The sequence below is a fragment of the Rhodococcus sp. NPDC076796 genome (assembly GCF_040702765.1).
In the GTDB taxonomy this organism is placed as follows: Bacteria; Actinomycetota; Actinomycetes; order Mycobacteriales; family Mycobacteriaceae; genus Rhodococcoides.
This window is the reverse complement of the sequence record NZ_JBFBMS010000003.1, coordinates 523,276-541,394: the sequence shown is the minus strand read 5'-3', so window position 1 is coordinate 541,394 and position 18,119 is coordinate 523,276. Positions and strand designations below refer to the sequence as shown.

Genomic DNA, 18,119 nt, shown 5'->3' with positions numbered 1-18,119 from the left:
GATTACTCGCCGCCGACTACTGCTCCTTCGGTGCCTGCTCGCCGTCGACCTCTGCGTCGTCGGCTTCCTCACGGTCTCGGTCCTCTGCAGCGGCGGCGGCCGCGGCGTAGGGGTCGGTGATGCGGCCGCCGCTGGCCGCGGCGAGTTGGGGGAGTAGATCGAATCGCACCAGCGGCAGCGACTTCTCGCTCTTGTCGGTCAGGACCACACGCGCCCACCGGCGGTCCGGGAAGTGCAGACCGGCCACCGATTCCCAGGCGATCACATCCGAACCGACGAACCGTCGAGCCGTGATGGCCTCGGGAGAGATGACCGTGCGCACTCGAAACACCCAGATGCACGCGACGATCGGAAGGATCAGCAGCCATCCCATGGCCAGGGGCCAGCTGGCGGCGGTCAGTCCCGTGCCGAACAGCAACAGGCCGACGCCGAGGAGTGCGAGGCGCGGGACTCGAATGACCTGCGCTGTCGATGGTTGCGGACCCTCGGCACCGTTCGGTGACTCGGGTGCGGTGTGGGATGATGGCCGAGGTGGTTCGGACTGCTGCGAAGACGACACCCATTCATCTTCGCATTGCATCTACGCGATCTCACATAATGGGATTGCGTCGTGACGAGTTTGACTCTTCCCTGAGCGCGCGCCTACCGTCGAGCGCGTGAAGCGGAATTGGATACTCGTAATCGGCCGGCGCGTCAACGCCTGAGCCGGTTGTTCAAACTCGCATCGACGCGCCACCCTCGTACAGCTCACGCTGACGGGGGTTTTTTCTTGCCCAGAGATCGCCCAGCAATTTCACATTCCTGAGGAAGCAATCAGTGAGCGCACCAACCGCACGCCCAGGGCCCACGACCCGTAAGTCGGGGACAACCTCCAGCCCGTCGACCAGCCCGTCCGCAGAAGCGGCGACCAACGGATCGCGACGCCACGTCGCACCGGAGAAGGTCACCGGCGCACAGTCAGTTGTTCGGGCCCTCGAAGAACTCGACGTCGACACCGTATTCGGCATTCCCGGTGGCGCGGTTCTGCCGGTCTACGACCCACTCTTCGACTCCGTGAAGGTGCGCCACATTCTGGTGCGCCACGAGCAGGGTGCCGGCCACGCCGCGACCGGCTACGCCCAGGCGACCGGCAAGGTCGGCGTCTGCATGGCGACGTCCGGTCCCGGCGCGACCAACCTCGTGACCCCACTCGCCGACGCTCAGATGGATTCGGTTCCCGTCGTCGCGATCACCGGTCAGGTCGCCCGCAGTCTCATCGGCACCGACGGTTTCCAGGAAGCCGACATCTCGGGTATCACGATGCCGGTCACCAAGCACAACTTCCTCATCACCGACGGTGCCGACATTCCGCGCATCATGGCCGAGGCGTTCTACATCGCGTCCTCGGGCCGTCCCGGTGCAGTGCTCGTCGACATCCCCAAGGACGTCCTGCAGGCGCAGACCACGTTCTCGTGGCCGCCGGAGATGCGTCTGCCCGGCTACCGTCCGGTCACCAAGCCGCACGGCAAGCAGGTCCGCGAGGCAGCCCGCTACATCGCCGACGCCAAGCAGCCGGTGCTGTACGTCGGCGGCGGCGTCATCAAGGCCAACGCCTCGGCAGAACTGCTCGAGCTCGCCGAACTGACCGGAATCCCTGTCGTGACCACTCTGATGGCCCGCGGTGCGTTCCCCGACTCGCACAATCAGAACCTCGGAATGCCGGGCATGCACGGCACCGTCGCCGCGGTGGCCGCTTTGCAGCGGAGCGATCTGCTGATCACGCTCGGTGCCCGGTTCGACGACCGAGTCACCGGCCAGCTCGCGTCGTTCGCTCCGAGTGCCAAGGTCATCCACGCCGACATCGATCCGGCCGAGATCGGCAAGAACCGCTACGCGGACGTGCCGATCGTCGGCGACTGCCGTGAGGTCATCACCGAGCTCATCGAGGCGCTGCGGGCGGACCGGGCGACCGGAACCACGCTCGATCTCGAACAGTGGTGGGTGTACCTGAACGGCATCCGCAAGACCTACCCGCTGAGCTACGACCGCCCGGCCGACGGATCGATGTCACCGGAGTTCGTCATCAGCTCGGTCGGCAAGTTCGCCGGCCCCGACGCGATCTACTGCGCAGGCGTCGGTCAGCACCAGATGTGGGCCGCGCAGTTCATCAACTACGAGAAGCCGCGTACGTGGCTCAACTCGGGTGGCCTCGGCACGATGGGGTACGCGGTCCCGGCCGCAATGGGTGCCAAGAGGGGCCTGCCCGACGCCGAGGTGTGGGCCATCGACGGCGACGGATGCTTCCAGATGACCAACCAGGAACTCGCGACCTGTGCGGTCGAGGGCATCCCGATCAAGGTCGCGCTCATCAACAACGGCAACCTCGGCATGGTCCGCCAGTGGCAGACCCTGTTCTACGAGGAGCGCTACTCCAACACCAATCTCGGTACGCACGGGGCCGTCCGCATCCCCGATTTCGTCAAACTCGCCGAGGCGCTGGGTTGCGTCGGGCTGCGATGCGAGCGCGAAGAGGACGTCGATGCAGTGATCGCTCAGGCGCGAGCGATCAACGATCGTCCGGTCGTCATCGACTTCATCGTCGGAGCCGATGCACAGGTGTGGCCGATGGTCGCTGCCGGAACCGGCAACGACGAGATCATGGCCGCCCGCGGAATTCGTCCGCTGTTCGACGAGGACGAGACCGTGGGCAGCGAGCCCGGCCTCGACGAGGCCATGGAGCGCGAGCAGGCCCCGCACCCGCAGATCGACGACGTGAAAGGCACCGACAAGTGAGCACGAGCCATACCCTCAGCGTCCTCGTCGAGGACAAGCCAGGTGTGCTGGCCCGCGTCGCCGCGCTGTTCTCGCGCCGTGGATTCAACATCTCCTCGCTTGCCGTCGGCGGCACCGAGATTCCCGAGATATCGCGGATGACGATCGTGGTGACCGTCGACGAATTCCCGCTCGAGCAGGTGACCAAGCAGCTCAACAAGCTCATCAACGTCATCAAGATCGTCGAGCAGGACGACGACTCCTCGGTGGCTCGCGAGTTGGTGCTGATCAAGGTCCGCGCCGACGCCAGTGTGCGCAGCGAGGTCATCGAAACGGTGAACCTGTTCCGCGCCAAGGTGATCGACGTGTCTCCCGAGGCCGTGACGGTCGAGGCGACGGGCACCCGCTCGAAGCTCGATGCGTTGCTGAAGATGTTGGACCCCTATGGAATTCGAGAAATAGTTCAGTCGGGAGTCGTTGCCGTCGGACGTGGACCGAAATCGATCACAGCGTCGCGCTGAGCGACGGACGTGATTTTCAGCGAAATCGAAGAGGAAAGGTTACAAACAGTGGCAGTCGAGATGTTCTACGACGACGATGCTGATCTGTCGATCATCCAGGGCCGCAAGGTCGCTGTGATCGGTTACGGAAGCCAGGGCCACGCGCACTCGCTGAGCCTGCGCGACTCCGGTGTCGATGTACGCATCGGCCTGGCAGCGGGCTCGAAGTCCCGCGCCAAGGCGGAGGAGCAGGGCCTCAAGGTCGGCACTCCCGCCGAGGTGTCCGAATGGGCCGACGTGATCATGGTGCTCGCACCGGACACCGCGCAGGCCAAGATCTTCTCCGAGGAGATCGAGCCCAACCTCAAGGACGGCGACGCGCTGTTCTTCGGCCACGGACTCAACATCCACTTCGACCTGATCAAGGCTCCGGAGTTCGTCACCGTCGGCATGGTCGCACCCAAGGGCCCCGGCCACCTCGTGCGTCGCCAGTTCGTCGACGGCAAGGGTGTTCCCGCGCTCATCGCCATCGACCAGGACCCCAAGGGCGAAGGCCAGGCACTGGCCCTGTCCTGGGCCAAGGGCATCGGTGGAACGCGTGCAGGCGTCATCAAGACCACGTTCAAGGAAGAGACCGAGACCGACCTCTTCGGCGAGCAGGCCGTGCTGTGCGGCGGCACCGAGGAGCTCGTCAAGACGGGCTTCGAGGTCATGGTCGAAGCCGGATACGCGCCCGAGATGGCGTACTTCGAGGTGCTGCACGAGCTCAAGCTGATCGTCGACCTCATGTACGAGGGCGGCATCGCTCGGATGAACTACTCGGTGTCCGACACCGCGGAGTTCGGTGGCTACCTCTCGGGCCCGCGCGTGATCGACGCAGGCACCAAGGAGCGCATGAAGGCCATCCTGGCCGACATCCAGTCGGGTGAGTTCACCCGTCGCCTGGTCGCCAACGTCGAGAACGGCAACACCGAGCTCGAGGGCCTGCGCAAGGCCAACGCCGAGCACCCCATCGAGGTCACCGGCAAGAAGCTGCGCGACCTGATGAGCTGGGTCGATCGCCCGATCACCGAAACGGCCTGATTCTCATCGAATCACGTTCTCACGCATGCTGATCGAAGGGCACCCCTGCATCCGTAGGGGTGCCCTTCGGTGCGTGAACCAGGTGGCGTCACAGTTCGACGTCTCCGGCCTCTAAACTGTTTCTGCTGCACCAGCTCCGAACTTTCACCGACAACAGTCTCGAACCGACATAGGGAGTTTTTCACGTGAGCCAGCCAGGCCGTCCTGTCGTTCTGATCGCCGACAAACTTGCGCCGTCCACCGTCGAGGCATTGGGCGACGGCGTCGAGGTCCGTTGGGTCGACGGCCCGGATCGCCCCGCGCTGCTCGCCGCGGTTCCCGAGGCCGACGCGATCCTGGTGCGTTCCGCGACCACGGTCGACGCAGAGGTTCTCGCCGCCGGAACCAACCTCAAGATCGTCGCCCGCGCCGGTGTCGGCCTGGACAACGTCGACGTACCTGCAGCCACCGAGCGCGGTGTCCTCGTCGTCAACGCACCGACGTCCAACATCCACACGGCGGCCGAGCATGCGGTGACGCTGCTGCTGTCGGCCGCGCGCCAGATTCCCGCTGCCGACGCCACTCTGCGTCAGCACGAGTGGAAGCGCAGCAAGTTCAACGGTGTCGAGATCTTCGGCAAGACCGTCGGCGTCGTCGGACTCGGCCGCATCGGTCAGCTGTTCGCACAGCGTCTCGCTGCGTTCGAGACCCACATCATCGCTTACGACCCCTACGTCTCGTCCGCGCGTGCCGCCCAGCTCGGCATCGAACTGGTGAGCCTGGACGAGCTGCTCGAGCGCGCCGACATGTTCTCGGTTCACCTGCCGAAGACCCCGGAGACCAAGGGAATCATCGGCAAGGAAGCCCTGGCCAAGACCAAGCCGGGTGTCATCGTCGTCAACGCCGCTCGCGGTGGACTGGTCGACGAGCAGGCCTTGGCCGACGCCATCACCAGTGGACACGTCTTCGCCGCCGGAATCGACGTCTACGCCTCCGAGCCGTGCACCGACAGCCCCCTGTTCGAGCTGCCCCAGGTCGTGGTCACCCCGCACCTCGGTGCGTCGACGACCGAGGCCCAGGACCGCGCGGGCACCGACGTCGCCAAGTCGGTTCTGCTTGCTCTCGCAGGCGAATTCGTGCCCGACGCGGTCAACGTCAAGGGTGGCGCAGTGGGCGAGGAGGTGTCGCCGTGGCTCGAGATCGTGCGTAAGCAGGGTGTGCTGCTCGGCGCTCTGTCCACCGAACTTCCCACGTCGCTGTCGGTCGACGTACGCGGCGAACTCGCCACCGAGGACGTCGAGATCCTCAAGCTCTCGGCGCTTCGTGGACTGTTCTCCGCCGTCATCGAGGACTCGGTCACGTTCGTCAACGCTCCGTCGCTCGCCGAGGAGCGTGGCGTCACCGCCGAGGTCACCATGGCGTCCGAGAGCGAGAACCACCGCAGTGTGGTCGACATCCGCGCCGTGTACGGGGACGGTTCGGTGCTCAACGTCGCGGGCACGCTGACCGGCACCACGCAGGTCGAGAAGATCGTCAACATCAACGGTCGCAACTTCGACCTCCGTGCCGAGGGCAAGAACCTCATCGTCAACTACGCGGATCAGCCCGGCAGCCTCGGCCGGATCGGCACCCTGCTCGGCGATGCAGGCATCGACATCCAGGCCGCCGCGCTGAGCCAGGACTCCGAGGGCGACGGTGCAACGATTCTGCTGCGCGTCGACAAGGACGTTCCGGAGGAACTGAGCGCGAGCATCGCCACCGCGGTCGGCGCGTCCACCATCGAACTGGTCGACCTGTCCTGAGCATCGCTCGCAGTCGATCGAACGACGTCGAAGAATCACGAGGAGTGAGATGAAGCTGGCCGTCATCGCCGGGGACGGAATCGGGCCCGAGGTCGTCACCGAGGCGCTTGCCGTGCTCGACGTGGTTGCACCCGGTGCCGAGAAGACCGAGTACGACCTCGGTGCGCGTCGCTACAACGCAACCGGAGAACTGCTGCCGGACTCGGTGTTGGCGGAATTGCGTGAGCACGACGCAATTCTGTTGGGAGCCATCGGAGATCCGTCGGTGCCGAGCGGCGTGCTCGAGCGTGGACTGCTGTTGCGAGCTCGGTTCGAGCTCGATCACCACATCAATCTGCGCCCGGCCAAGCTGTACCCCGGAGTGGTCGGCCCGCTGGCCGGTGACAAGCAGATCGACGTCGTGGTCGTGCGCGAGGGCACCGAGGGTCCGTACACCGGGAACGGCGGAGCGCTTCGGGTCGGCACACCGCACGAGGTGGCCACCGAGGTCAGTGTCAACACCCGCTACGGCGTCGAACGGGTGGTGCGCAACGGTTTCGAGCGGGCTCTGACTCGGCGCAAGCATCTGACGCTGCTGCACAAGACCAATGTGCTCACGTTCGCCGGCAGCCTCTGGGCTCGCACGGTGGAGGAGGTCGCGGCCGAGTTCCCGGACGTCGAGGTCGCGTACCAGCACATCGATGCCGCGATGATTCACCTCGTGACCGACCCGGGCCGCTTCGATGTGATCGTCACCGACAATCTGTTCGGAGACATCGTGACGGACCTGTCGGCGGCGGTGACCGGTGGAATCGGTTTGGCCGCAAGCGGAAACATCGATGCGACCGGTACCAATCCGAGCATGTTCGAGCCCGTGCACGGCAGTGCTCCCGACATCGCAGGTCAGCAGAAGGCCGATCCGACGGCGGCGATCCTGTCGGTGTCGTTGTTGCTCGATCATCTCGGCGATGCGGCAGGAGCGGCGCGCGTGGAGGCCGCTGTCGCAGCGGATCTCGCCGAGCGAGGAACCACCACCGCGTCGACCAAGGACATCGGCGCGAGAATCGCAGCGCGCCTGTAACCCTCACGCCACGACATGCCACGGTGGGCCGACAGCCCACCGTGGCATGTCGTGTATTACGGGCACGTCACCTTCGGCACGTCATCGTGCGCGGTCTGCACTCTCGTCGGAAGGTTCGTCCGAGGGCTGGGGAGCCGGATCGTCGGGGACGATCGGCACCGAGAGTGCGGGGAAGACCGCCGACACCAGGAATGCGACTGGGAAGCTGATCGCCGCGATTGCCCCGAACACCGGCGGTACAGCCGATGCGAACACGTACTGACTCGTGTTCTGCACCCCGAGAGTGCGTCCGCTCCAATACGGTCCTGATATCTCTGCAACAGCGGTGAACGCAAGACCGTTCGGGGCAACGGTGGCGACGGACGCGACGACGAGCAGGACGATGGCGGCGGGGGAGTCGAACCAGTCGGCGATGCCGAGCCCCAGCATGCTGACGGTGGCAGTAGCCGCAATCCACCGTAGGGGCCGCATGCGGCTACCGACACGATCGGACAGCGCTCCGACGCTCATCCGGCCCAGTGCACCGAGGATCTGGGTGATGGTGACGAGGACGCCTGCGGCCGCAGCAGTCCATCCCCGGTCGGTCATCAGCCAGACGAGTGCAAATGTCCAGACCACGTACTGCGGAACCACCAACAGGATGGACGTGGCATGAATGCGCCACAGTTGGCTGCTGCCTCGGTACGGATTGTCGAGCAAACCCTGCGCCGCCGCATCGATACGATTCGGCCGGGGAGGGTCGACGACTGCCAGGCACAGCAGGGCGCTCGCAGCGCACACGGCAGCGGGTACGAGCAATGCAGCTCCGACGCCGTGGTCACGGGCGATGGGTGGGATGGTCAGTGCGGCAAGGGCAACGCCGAGGGGCACCGACATCTGTCTGATGCCCATTGCCAGTCCACGGCGATGCGGCGGGAACCACCCCACCACCACGCGTCCGCTCGCGCTGTTCGCACTGGCCGCTGCCATACCGCCGATCAACAGCAGGACGGCGAGCACCGGGATGGAGGTGCTGACCACTGCGGCGAGACTCGCGGCGGCCGTGAGCCCGAGACCGATCACCAGAACGAGACGTTCGCCGATGCGGTCGACGAGCACGCCCCATGCGATGAGGGTCGCCATGATGCCCACGGTGGGCATCGCAACCACGAATCCTGCAGTCGCAAGGCCGAGTCCCCGGTCGTCGTGCAGGGCGGGAATGAGAAATGCAGCACCGTTGATGAAGACGGCGCCCGCAGTCTGCGCGAGCATCCCGAGCACGAGCATGAACCACCGTCGCGTCTCGCCGATGCTGGACAACTGCTTCGTGGCACTCATTCCGGCCTTTCGTCTCAATATATGGACTCGCAATCTTGCTATGTGGATCAGCCGTGAACATTACACCGGCGAAAGATCTGCGGATAGGACGGCGTCGACGTGCGGAGAACGACGGTCGATAGACTTCCGGCATGCGTCTCGGTCGAATTGCAAGTCCTGATGGTGTGGCATTCGTGAGTATCGAAGGTGAGGGTGACTCGCAGACTGCGAAGGAAATCGCCGAACATCCCTTCGGCACACCAACATTCACGGGTCGGTCGTGGCCTCTGGCCGATGTGCGACTGCTCGCGCCCATCCTCGCCAGCAAGGTCATCGCCATCGGTAAGAACTACGCCGCGCACGTGGCAGAGATGGGCGGTGAGGCACCGAAGGACCCCGTGATCTTCATCAAGCCGAACACCTCCATCGTCGGCCCCGGTGCGGCCATCGTGCTGCCACCGTCCTCCAGCGAGGTGCACTTCGAGGGCGAACTGGCGATCGTCATCGGCCGTCCGTGCAAGGACGTCCCCGCCGCCAAGGCGTACGAGGTGGTGCTCGGATACACCGTCGCCAACGACGTCTCGGCCCGTGACCACCAGAAGCACGACGGACAGTGGACTCGCGCCAAGGGGCACGACACCTTCTGTCCGCTCGGTCCGTGGATCGAGACCTCGCTCGACCCAACCGATCTCGAGATCAAGACCGAGGTCGACGGCGTGGTCAAACAGCAGAGTCGCACTTCGCTTCTGCTGCACGACATTCCGAAGATCATCGAGTGGGTTTCCGCGGTGATGACGCTGCTCCCCGGAGACGTCATTCTCACCGGAACCCCCGAGGGAGTCGGACCCATCACCGACGGAGACAGCGTGTCGATCACCGTCGAGGGAATCGGTACCCTGACCAACCCCGTCGCAGCGAAGAAGTAGGGCGAGCATGACCACAGCAACAGATGTCCGCGTTCGGTTCTGCCCGTCGCCCACCGGTACCCCGCACGTCGGTCTGGTCCGAACCGCATTGTTCAACTGGGCGTTCGCCAGGCATCACGGCGGCACCTTCGTCTTTCGTATCGAGGACACCGACGCCGCACGCGACTCCGAGGAGTCCTACGCCGCCCTGCTCGACGCGTTGCGCTGGCTCGGCCTCGAATGGGACGAGGGCCCCGAAGTGGGTGGCCCGTACGAGCCCTACCGTCAGTCGTTGCGCCGCGACCAGCACGTCGCCGTCGTGCAGCAGTTGCTCGACGCCGGCGAGGCGTACGAGTCCTTCTCCACGCCCGAGGAAGTGGAAGCCCGTCACAAGGCGGCCGGGCGCGACCCCAAACTCGGCTACGACAACTTCGACCGCGACCTGACGCCCGAGCAGCGACAGGGCTTTCGGGACGAGGGGCGCGGGGCCGTCGTGCGGCTGCGGATGCCAGATCACGATCTGACGTGGAACGACCTGGTGCGCGGGGAGACCACGTTCAAGGCGGGGACCGTACCGGATTTCGCCCTGACCCGCGGCAACGGAGTTCCTCTGTACACGTTGGTCAATCCGGTCGACGACGCACTGATGAAGATCACCCACGTCCTGCGCGGCGAGGACCTGCTGTCGTCGACGCCTCGTCAGCTCGCTCTCTACGAGGCACTGATCAGGATCGGTGTCGCCGAACTCACCCCCGAGTTCGGGCACCTGCCGTTCGTCATGGGCCAGGGCAACAAGAAGCTGTCCAAGCGTGACCCCGAATCGAATCTGTTCATCCACCGTGATCGTGGGTTCGTGCCGGAAGGCCTGCTGAACTACCTCGCACTTCTCGGGTGGGGCATCTCGGACGATCACGACGTCTTCTCGCTCGACGAGATGGTGGCGGCGTTCGAGATCTCGTCGGTCAATTCCAATCCGGCACGCTTCGATCAGAAGAAGGCCGACGCGATCAACGCCGAGCACATCAGGATGCTGGCGGCAGACGATTTCGCGGCGCGACTGCGCGAATACCTCGTCGCACAGGGCCATCTCACCGAGCCGGTCGACGAGAAGATCTTCGCCGTCGCGGCCGATCTGGTGCAGACCCGCATCGTCGTCCTGTCGGACGCCTGGGGACTGCTGAAGTTCCTGTTCGTCGACGAGGCGGACTTCGAGATCGACCCTGCAGCCGCGGCGAAGAACCTCGGTGCCGATGCGGCACCCGTTCTCGACGCCACGATCGAGGCATTGACGGCGTTGCAGACCTGGACGACGGCCGACCTGGAGGCGACTCTCAAGGACGCGTTGATCGAGAAGCTCGAGCTCAAGCCGCGCAAGGCTTTCGCCCCGATTCGGGTGGGAGTGACCGGGTCGCACATCAGCCCGCCGCTGTACGAGTCCATGGAACTGCTCGGGCGCGAGAAGACTTTGGCGCGCCTGGCTGCAGCGCGCACCCAGGTGGCGTGACGGCGCACGGTCGCCGGCGCACCCCGGTCCTCGGGGACAGCCTCGAATGAGTGTCTCCGATCGACTGGATCGACTTCAGCGCAGGCGGCCGGTTCTCGGGTTTCCCATTGCGGTGGTGTACAAGTTCGTCGACGATCAGGGCGGCTACCTCGCCGCCCTGATCACCTACTACGCCTTCGTCTCGCTGTTTCCTGCACTGTTGCTGTTCTCGACGGTTCTGGGCATCGTGTTGGCCGGTAGTCCGGAACTACAACAACAGATCCTCAACTCGGCGCTCGGTCAGATCCCGGCGATCGGCGACGAACTGGGCCGCCCCGAACGCATCGGTGGCGGCACCGTCGGTCTCGTGGTGGGTGTTCTCGGCTCCCTGTACGGCGGACTGGGGGTGGCCGTGGCGCTGCAGAACGCGATGAACACTGCGTGGACGGTGCCGAAGAACCTACGGCCCGATCCCATTCGGGCCCGGGTGCGCGGACTGGGTCTGTTGAGCACGGTCGGTCTGGCCGTCCTGGCCATCACGGCACTCAATGTGCTCAGTGCCGCAGGATATTTCGGTCCGGAATCCGGGCTCGTGGTGTTCGTGGTCGGCACATCCTTCTACGTCGGCGTGTTCGTCGTGGCGTTCCGGCTCGCCACGGCGAGACCGGTGTCGATACCGGAGGTTCTTCCCGGAGCCGTTGTTGCCGGTCTGATCTGGCAGCTGCTGCAGACCTTCGGCAGTGTCTACGTGAAGTACGTCGTCAGCAACGCGACCGTCACCAACGGTGTGTTCGCCGTCGTACTGGGACTGCTGGCGTTTCTGTACGTGACGTCGGTGTCGATCGTGATGTGCATCGAGATCAACGTGGTTCGCGTCGACCGGCTCTTTCCGCGAGCGTTGCTGGCCCCGTTCACCGACGACGTCGAACTGACCGAGGGCGACAAGCTCACCTACACCGGGCAGGCAGAAGCGCAACGCAGCAAGCCGTTCGAGGACATCGACGTGACGTTCGTGGGCCCGCCGCGAGGTCAGTCCGAATCCGGCTCCGAACCGGCAGCCGAAGCGCCGTAGAAGCGGTCGATTCTCGTCTCCATCGGAAACCGGACGGCCGTGTCGCCGAACATCAGCCGAGTTGCCGACAACGCCGATGCTGCAATCGCTTCGGCGGCACGATCGGAATCTGCGACGGGACAATGCACCACCACTTCGTCGTGCTGAAAGAACACCAACTCGCTGTGGGTCCGGGAACTATGCTCGCTCCTGCGGGCTCCGCTCCCGGCCAACCGACCACGGAGATCGGCCAGCAAGCACAGCGCCCACTCGGCGGCGGTGGCCTGCACGACGAAATTGCGAGTGAACCGGCCCCGCGCGTGTGCGTCACCGGTAGACCACCACTGCGCCGAGGGCGGTGGGCAGGCCCGTCCCAACCACGAACGAACGACCTCGCCCCGTTCACCGGCGCGGGCGGCCTCCTCGACCAGTGCGACGGCACCGGGAAACGAGGCCCGTAGTCGCGTCAGCAGAGCGCGCGCCTCACCCGAGGTCGCGCCGTACAGCACCCCGAGAACGGCGACCTTGGCGTGACTGCGATCGCCGCCGAACGATTCTGCCGCCACCGGTGCGTACAGATCTGCGGTGCCTGCAGCGGCGACCATGCGGGGATCGCCGGACATCGCAGCGAGGATGCGTGGTTCGAGCTGACCGGCGTCGGCGGCCACGAAGGTGTAGCCGGGATCGGCGATCACGCTGGCGCGCAGGGGTTTCGGAATTTGAAGGCCGCCTCCGCCGCGACTGGCCCACCGGCCCGACACCACAGCGCCGGGAACATAGACCGGACGGAAACGATCGTCGCGAACCCACGCGTCGAGCCATGCCCACCCGTTCGCGGCGTGCAGCTTCGAGAGATCACGGTGGCGCAACAGCAGCGGAACTGCCGGGTGGTCGATGTCGCGGATGACGTGCGCGCGAGTCGATGTCAGTTCGATTCCGACGCGCGCGAACGCGGCCACCAGCTCCGCGGGCGAGGCCGGGTTGATGCGTCGGCCGAACGCCGAGGAAATCTGGTTCTCGAGTTCCACGAGAGCCGGGGGAGGGGATCCGTCGAGCGGCCGAGCGCCGAGCATCGTGTCGAGATGACGGCGATGCGCGGAGGCCGAGAATGGCAACCCGTCGAAGGTCATCTCCGCTGCGGCCAGGCCTCCGGCCGACTCGGCCGCTGCCAGCAGGTGCAGTGCGCGATCGTCACCGATGTCCCGAAGCTGACGCCGATACTCGGTGAGCACTGCCGCGGGATCGGAGTTCGGGTTCGCGTCGAACAGACCCGGTCGCAGGTCGGCGGGAGCCGACGGGACAGTCGCGGAGCCGGCCCGCATCGCCAGAATTGCACCGACCAGTGCGAGATCGTGACAGCGGCGTACGCGAACCCCTCGTTCGAGCAACCGAGGGTAGATCCGGCTCGTGTCTTCCCATACCCACCTCGGCCGTTCGTTTCGCTCGAGCTCGGCTACGGCCGCGACCGGATCCTCGACCACTGTGGGATCGCTCTGCGTCGAGCCGTCGTCGGCGAGGTACGTCAGCACGGCCTGCTCGCCCTGAGGAACGAGCAGAACCTTCATCGGACTCGGCGGGGTCTGCGATCGGTCACGGAGAACAAGTGTGCTCCACTCGTCGGACGAGGCGTAGAGGGGGCTCGCGGGTCCCGGTGAGACAGTGCCTCAGACCGCTCGCGACCCGTCCACGGCGCGGTTTCGGTGGCTCTGAGCAGCCGATTTGGAGAATGGGTAGTCACCTTTGATAGTCTCTATCCCGGCTCGAAACGCAGTGCACATCGATCGTGATGAGCAATTCGATTCAAGTCCATTGGGGTATGGTGTAATTGGCAACACAGCGGTTTCTGGTACCGCCATTCTAGGTTCGAGTCCTGGTACCCCAGCGAGCAGGTGAAGGCGATTTTGTCGCCGAGGCCGAGGCAGTTAAGCTGGCTCAGCACTACAAGCTCGATCAACACTGCAGGTGAAGTTCCTGGCCCCGTCGTCTAGCGGCCTAGGACGCCGCCCTCTCAAGGCGGTAGCGCGGGTTCGAATCCCGTCGGGGCTACAACAGTCAACACCCTCTCGATCCGCGGATCGAGAGGGTGTTGTCGTTTCGCTGCGAGCGTCTCAGACGCTCTTGCGGCGGAACATCTTCTGATGGTCGGCCGGACCGTGGGCGTTGTTGACCTTCGGTCCACCGTCCTTGTGTTCGACGGAATTGTGGGACTTGCTGTTCTTCTGTTCCAGAACCTCGCGGAACTTCTTCTTCAGTTCTTCACTGCCGGATTCGGGCATGGGTGACTCCTCGCAGTCGACGACCGGCCGGGTAGGCCGCTCGAGACGAAGGTACCCCACTCTCGCAGCTCGATCAGCTCGTTTTCCTCGGGCCGACAGGTTTGCGGGTTTCCCTCAGAGTCGCTTGTGCAGAGCGTCCGCGGCCGCCAGGAGATCCGCAGCCCAGCGCGCCCCGGGCTTGCGTCCGATTCGATCGATCGGTCCGGACACCGAGATCGCCGCCACCACAGTGTCGTTGCTGTCGCGCACCGGCGCGGCAACACTCGCCACGCCCGGTTCGCGCTCGCCCGCACTCTGTGCCCAACCGCGCCGCCGAACCTCGAGGAGAATGCGCTCGCTGAATTCTGCATCGGGCAGAACTGTTCGTTGGGTCTGCGAATCTGCCCATGCAAGAAGGACTTTGGCACCCGATCCTGCTGTCATCGGCAGACGTGCGCCGACGAGCACGGTGTCTCGAAGTCCGGTCGGCGGCTCCATGGATGCCACACACACCCGCACCGTCCCTTCGCGCCGATAGATCTGCACACTCTCACCGGTGATTTCGCGCAGCCGTGGAAGTACCGAGGCGGCAGCATCGAGCAGGGCATCCGATGCGCTCGCCGCAAGCTCTCCCAGTCCCGGCCCGGTCCGCCACAGACCGTCGGCATCTCGTACCAGAAGTCGGTGGATCTCCAGGCCGACCGCGAGGCGGTGGGCCGTGGCCCGGGGCAGGCTCGTTCGAGCGCACAGATCATTGAGATTGCAGGGCTTCTCGGCCACCGCGTGCAGCACCGTCATCGCCTTGTCGAGGACACCGATACCGCTCGATTTGTCGACGAGGCCGTTGGGGCTATGCTGTCTCATAGAACGATATTAGCCTCCCGCATGCTGAGATTGCACAACTACGAGATCTTCGGTGCGCGCCAGGGGCATGATGTCGAGACGATCACGCGAGGTGGACCAGCCCGTCCACCGGCGCGACGACGACAGGGAAGACGAGGTCCGCGACAGCGATGTCCGAAACACCGAAGACTTTGGCGGAGAAGGTATGGGACCAGCACGTGGTGGTCCGAGGCGGCGGAGAAGGCGGAGCGCGTGAGCCGGATCTGATCTACATCGACCTCCATCTGGTGCACGAGGTGACGAGCCCGCAGGCGTTCGACGGACTCCGGTTGGCCGGCCGTGGACTCCGGCGTCCCGATCTGACGATCGCGACCGAGGACCACAACGTCCCGACAGCCGACATCTTCGCGCCCATCGCCGATCTGGTCTCGCGCACACAGGTCGACACCCTTCGACGCAACTGTGAGGAATTCGGTGTTCGGCTCTACCCGATGGGCGATCTCGATCAGGGCATCGTGCACATCATCGGCCCACAGTTGGGTCTCACCCAGCCCGGCATGACCGTGGTGTGCGGAGACAGTCACACCTCGACGCACGGTGCCTTCGGCTCGATCGCGATGGGCATCGGTACCAGCGAGGTCGAGCACGTCATGGCCACGCAGACCTTGTCGCTGCGTCCTTTCAAGACGATGGCGATCACCGTCGACGGTGAGCTGGCCCCCGGTGTGACGAGCAAGGACCTCATCCTCGCTGTCATCGCACAGATCGGCACCGGCGGCGGTCAGGGCTACGTCCTCGAGTACCGCGGTGAGGCCATTCGCAAGCTGTCGATGGAAGCGCGAATGACCATCTGCAACATGTCGATCGAAGCCGGAGCGCGGGCAGGCATGATCGCACCCGACGAGATCACCTACGAATACTTGAAGGGGCGCCCGCACGCTCCTCAGGGAGCCGACTGGGACGCGGCGGTCGCGGCGTGGAACGAACTGGCGACCGATCCGGATGCGGTGTTCGACAACGAGGTCCACATCGACGCCGACACGTTGACGCCGTTCGTCACGTGGGGAACGAATCCGGGTCAGGGTGCGCCACTTGGCGATACGGTGCCCGACCCGGAGGCGATGGTCGACGAGAGCGAGCGGGTCGCAGCCCAGAAGGCTTTGCAGTACATGGGTCTGGAAGCGGGCACACCCATCCGCGAGATCGCCGTCGACACCGTGTTCGTGGGTTCGTGCACCAACGGTCGAATCGAGGATCTGCGGGCCGTTGCATCCGTTCTCGAAGGGCACCGGGTTGCCGACGGAGTGCGAATGCTGGTGGTACCCGGTTCCATGCGGGTGCGAGCGCAGGCCGAAGAGGAAGGTCTGGGCGAGATATTCACGGCCGCAGGAGCGGAGTGGCGTCAAGCCGGTTGCTCGATGTGTCTGGGAATGAATCCGGACCAACTGGCGTCGGGTGAAAGATCGGCGTCGACGTCCAACCGGAATTTCGAGGGTAGGCAGGGCAAGGGCGGTCGCACCCATCTCGTGTCACCGTTGGTTGCGGCGGCAACTGCAATCCGCGGAACCCTGTCCTCTCCGGCGGATCTCGCCTGAACGCGTCTTCGCTCGGATCGATCGAACTCATAGGAGCACATTCGATGGAAGCTTTCACTCGACACACCGGTATCGGAGTTCCGCTACGACGGTCCAACGTCGATACCGACCAGATAATCCCCGCGGTCTACCTCAAGCGCGTCACCCGGACCGGATTCGAGGACGGGTTGTTCGCCGCCTGGCGCTCGGACCCGAACTTCATCTTGAACCTCGAGCCCTACAACCGAGGTTCGGTGCTCGTTGCCGGGCCCGATTTCGGTACGGGATCGTCACGCGAGCATGCCGTCTGGGCGCTCTCGGACTTCGGATTTCGGGTTGTGATCGCCTCCCGCTTCGCCGATATCTTTCGCGGAAACTCGGGCAAAGCCGGGCTGCTGGCCGCCGAAGTGGACCAGTCGGACGTCGAATTGCTGTGGAAAGCCTTAGAAGAACAGCCCGGTCTGGAAATAATTGTCGACCTCGTCGACAAGACCGTAACGGCTGGAACGTTGGTGGTGCGCTTCGCGATTGACGACTACACGCGGTGGCGTCTGCTGGAGGGTCTGGACGACATCGGATTGACATTACGCCAGGTAGAGGCCATTACGGAGTACGAAAAGTCAAGGCCGTCATACAAACCCCTGACCCTTCCGGCGCGGATCGAGACACCCACCGAAAGCTGACCGAGCAGCGGTCCGACACGCTTTGCGGCCGTGAATCATTCCGCGACACCAGAATGAAAATTGGCGTGGCGCATAGACTCTTGACGACTTGGGGTTTACCGTTGTAGTAGTCGGTCCGACGATGGGCCACCATATAGCGGAGGAAATCCATGAACAAGGCAGAGCTGATTGACGCCCTGACCGAGAAGTTGGGGTCTGATAGGCGGAGCGCCACAGAGGCTGTCGAGAACATCGTCGACACCATCGTGCGTGCAGTACACCGCGGCGAGAGTGTCACGATCACGGGCTTCGGCGTGTTCGAGCAGCGTCGTCGCGCAGCGCGAGTTGCCCGTAACCCCCGCACCGGTGAGACCGTTCGCGTGAAGCCGACCAACGTCCCGGCATTCCGTCCGGGTGCACAGTTCAAGGCCGTCATCGCGGGTGGACAGAAGTTGCCCGCCACCGGTCCTGCCGTCAAGCGCGGTGCGGCTGCGGCTCCGGCCAAGAAGACTGCGGCTGCGAAGAAGACGGCTGCGAAGAAGGCGGCCGTGAAGACGACCGCCCGCAAGGCAACCACCGCTGCCGCCAAGAAGGCAGCACCGGCCAAGACCACGGCTCGTAAGGCAGCGGCTCCCGCAAAGGCCGCCGCCAAGAAGGCAGCTCCCGCGAAGACCACCGCGCGCAAGACCGTTGCGAAGAAGGCTCCGGCCAAGACGACTGCGCGCAAGGCTGCAACGACTGCTGCTCCCGCCAAGAAGGCTCCGGCCAAGACAGCGGCCAAGAAGACCGTTGCAAAGAAGGCTCCGGCCAAGAAGGCTCCGGCCAAGAAGGCACCCGCGAAGCGCGCAGCGAAGAAGTAGAGCCTGCAGGCTCCA

Annotated in this window: 16 protein-coding genes and 2 tRNA genes; 13 read left to right on the top strand and 5 right to left on the bottom strand. The window is 64.8% G+C overall.

Translation table 11 applies throughout. The annotated features are described in order from the left end of the window. Positions 1-16: 16 nt before the first annotated feature. Positions 17-559 (bottom strand): PH domain-containing protein, encoded by a 543-nt coding sequence (locus AB0366_RS12765; protein ID WP_366244221.1) that lies wholly within the window; start codon positions 557-559, stop codon positions 17-19. A 257-nt stretch (positions 560-816) separates the two neighbouring features. On the opposite strand from AB0366_RS12765, the gene AB0366_RS12760 reads away from it, so the two are divergent. The 5 genes from AB0366_RS12760 to AB0366_RS12740 all read left to right on the top strand — a co-directional run bounded on the left by AB0366_RS12760 (position 817) and on the right by AB0366_RS12740 (position 7,175). After that, positions 817-2,772 (top strand): acetolactate synthase large subunit, encoded by a 1,956-nt coding sequence (locus AB0366_RS12760; protein WP_366244220.1) that lies wholly within the window; start codon positions 817-819, stop codon positions 2,770-2,772. Further along, entirely contained in the window at positions 2,769-3,272 is a 504-nt protein-coding gene (gene ilvN, locus AB0366_RS12755) for an acetolactate synthase small subunit (protein WP_032397758.1), read from the top strand. The genes AB0366_RS12760 and ilvN overlap by 4 nt, the downstream gene beginning before the upstream one ends. Positions 3,273-3,332: 60 nt before the next feature. Beyond that, on the top strand, positions 3,333-4,334 hold the full coding sequence (ilvC, locus tag AB0366_RS12750; RefSeq protein ID WP_170944858.1) for a ketol-acid reductoisomerase: 1,002 nt from the start codon (positions 3,333-3,335) through the stop codon (positions 4,332-4,334). 185 nt (positions 4,335-4,519) lie between these two features. Next, entirely contained in the window at positions 4,520-6,115 is a 1,596-nt protein-coding gene (gene serA / locus AB0366_RS12745) for a phosphoglycerate dehydrogenase (protein WP_366244219.1), read from the top strand. A 49-nt stretch (positions 6,116-6,164) separates the two neighbouring features. Continuing rightward, the gene (locus AB0366_RS12740) at positions 6,165-7,175 is read left to right on the top strand and encodes a 3-isopropylmalate dehydrogenase (protein ID WP_366244218.1); all 1,011 of its coding nucleotides are present in this window, start codon (positions 6,165-6,167) and stop codon (positions 7,173-7,175) included. 81 nt (positions 7,176-7,256) lie between these two features. Here the strand turns inward: AB0366_RS12740 and AB0366_RS12735 are convergent, their stop codons facing one another. Further along, on the bottom strand, positions 7,257-8,492 hold the full coding sequence (locus AB0366_RS12735; protein ID WP_366244217.1) for an MFS transporter: 1,236 nt from the start codon (positions 8,490-8,492) through the stop codon (positions 7,257-7,259). 131 nt (positions 8,493-8,623) lie between these two features. Here AB0366_RS12735 and AB0366_RS12730 point away from each other — a divergent pair, with 131 nt between their 5' ends. The 3 genes from AB0366_RS12730 to AB0366_RS12720 are packed head-to-tail and all read left to right on the top strand — an operon-like array spanning position 8,624 to position 11,931. Beyond that, on the top strand, positions 8,624-9,397 hold the full coding sequence (locus AB0366_RS12730; protein ID WP_366244216.1) for a fumarylacetoacetate hydrolase family protein: 774 nt from the start codon (positions 8,624-8,626) through the stop codon (positions 9,395-9,397). A 7-nt stretch (positions 9,398-9,404) separates the two neighbouring features. Further along, positions 9,405-10,880 carry a glutamate--tRNA ligase gene (gene gltX / locus AB0366_RS12725; RefSeq protein WP_366244215.1) on the top strand — a complete coding sequence of 492 codons (1,476 nt, stop codon included), beginning with the start codon at positions 9,405-9,407 and terminating at the stop codon, positions 10,878-10,880. A 46-nt stretch (positions 10,881-10,926) separates the two neighbouring features. Beyond that, the gene (locus AB0366_RS12720) at positions 10,927-11,931 is read left to right on the top strand and encodes a YihY/virulence factor BrkB family protein (RefSeq protein WP_366244214.1); all 1,005 of its coding nucleotides are present in this window, start codon (positions 10,927-10,929) and stop codon (positions 11,929-11,931) included. On the opposite strand, the gene AB0366_RS12715 is transcribed toward AB0366_RS12720, so the two are convergent. Next, positions 11,889-13,475 (bottom strand): bifunctional 3'-5' exonuclease/DNA polymerase, encoded by a 1,587-nt coding sequence (locus AB0366_RS12715; protein ID WP_366244213.1) that lies wholly within the window; start codon positions 13,473-13,475, stop codon positions 11,889-11,891. The two genes, AB0366_RS12720 and AB0366_RS12715, sit on opposite strands and share 43 nt — an antisense overlap. Positions 13,476-13,720: 245 nt before the next feature. Here AB0366_RS12715 and AB0366_RS12710 point away from each other — a divergent pair. Both AB0366_RS12710 and AB0366_RS12705 read left to right on the top strand, forming a co-directional pair. Further along, positions 13,721-13,792 (top strand) — tRNA-Gln (locus AB0366_RS12710). A 91-nt stretch (positions 13,793-13,883) separates the two neighbouring features. After that, a tRNA-Glu gene (locus AB0366_RS12705) sits at positions 13,884-13,956 on the top strand. A gap of 62 nt (positions 13,957-14,018) precedes the next feature. Here AB0366_RS12705 and AB0366_RS12700 read toward each other — a convergent pair. Together AB0366_RS12700 and AB0366_RS12695 are read right to left on the bottom strand one after the other, a co-directional pair. Continuing rightward, a complete protein-coding gene (locus tag AB0366_RS12700; protein ID WP_170946045.1) occupies positions 14,019-14,186 on the bottom strand; it encodes a DUF5302 domain-containing protein in 168 nt (55 codons plus the stop codon). Positions 14,187-14,300: 114 nt separating this feature from the next. After that, a complete protein-coding gene (locus tag AB0366_RS12695; RefSeq protein WP_121870183.1) occupies positions 14,301-15,029 on the bottom strand; it encodes an IclR family transcriptional regulator in 729 nt (242 codons plus the stop codon). 149 nt (positions 15,030-15,178) lie between these two features. Here AB0366_RS12695 and leuC point away from each other — a divergent pair, with 149 nt between their 5' ends. The 3 genes from leuC (at position 15,179) to AB0366_RS12680 (ending at position 18,104) form a co-directional block, all read left to right on the top strand. Beyond that, a complete protein-coding gene (leuC, locus tag AB0366_RS12690) occupies positions 15,179-16,603 on the top strand; it encodes a 3-isopropylmalate dehydratase large subunit (RefSeq protein WP_121870182.1) in 1,425 nt (474 codons plus the stop codon). Between the two features lie 44 nt (positions 16,604-16,647). Continuing rightward, positions 16,648-17,265 carry a 3-isopropylmalate dehydratase small subunit gene (leuD, locus tag AB0366_RS12685; RefSeq protein WP_366244212.1) on the top strand — a complete coding sequence of 206 codons (618 nt, stop codon included), beginning with the start codon at positions 16,648-16,650 and terminating at the stop codon, positions 17,263-17,265. Between the two features lie 149 nt (positions 17,266-17,414). Continuing rightward, entirely contained in the window at positions 17,415-18,104 is a 690-nt protein-coding gene (locus tag AB0366_RS12680; protein WP_366244210.1) for an HU family DNA-binding protein, read from the top strand. The last annotated feature ends 15 nt before the right edge of the window (positions 18,105-18,119 follow it).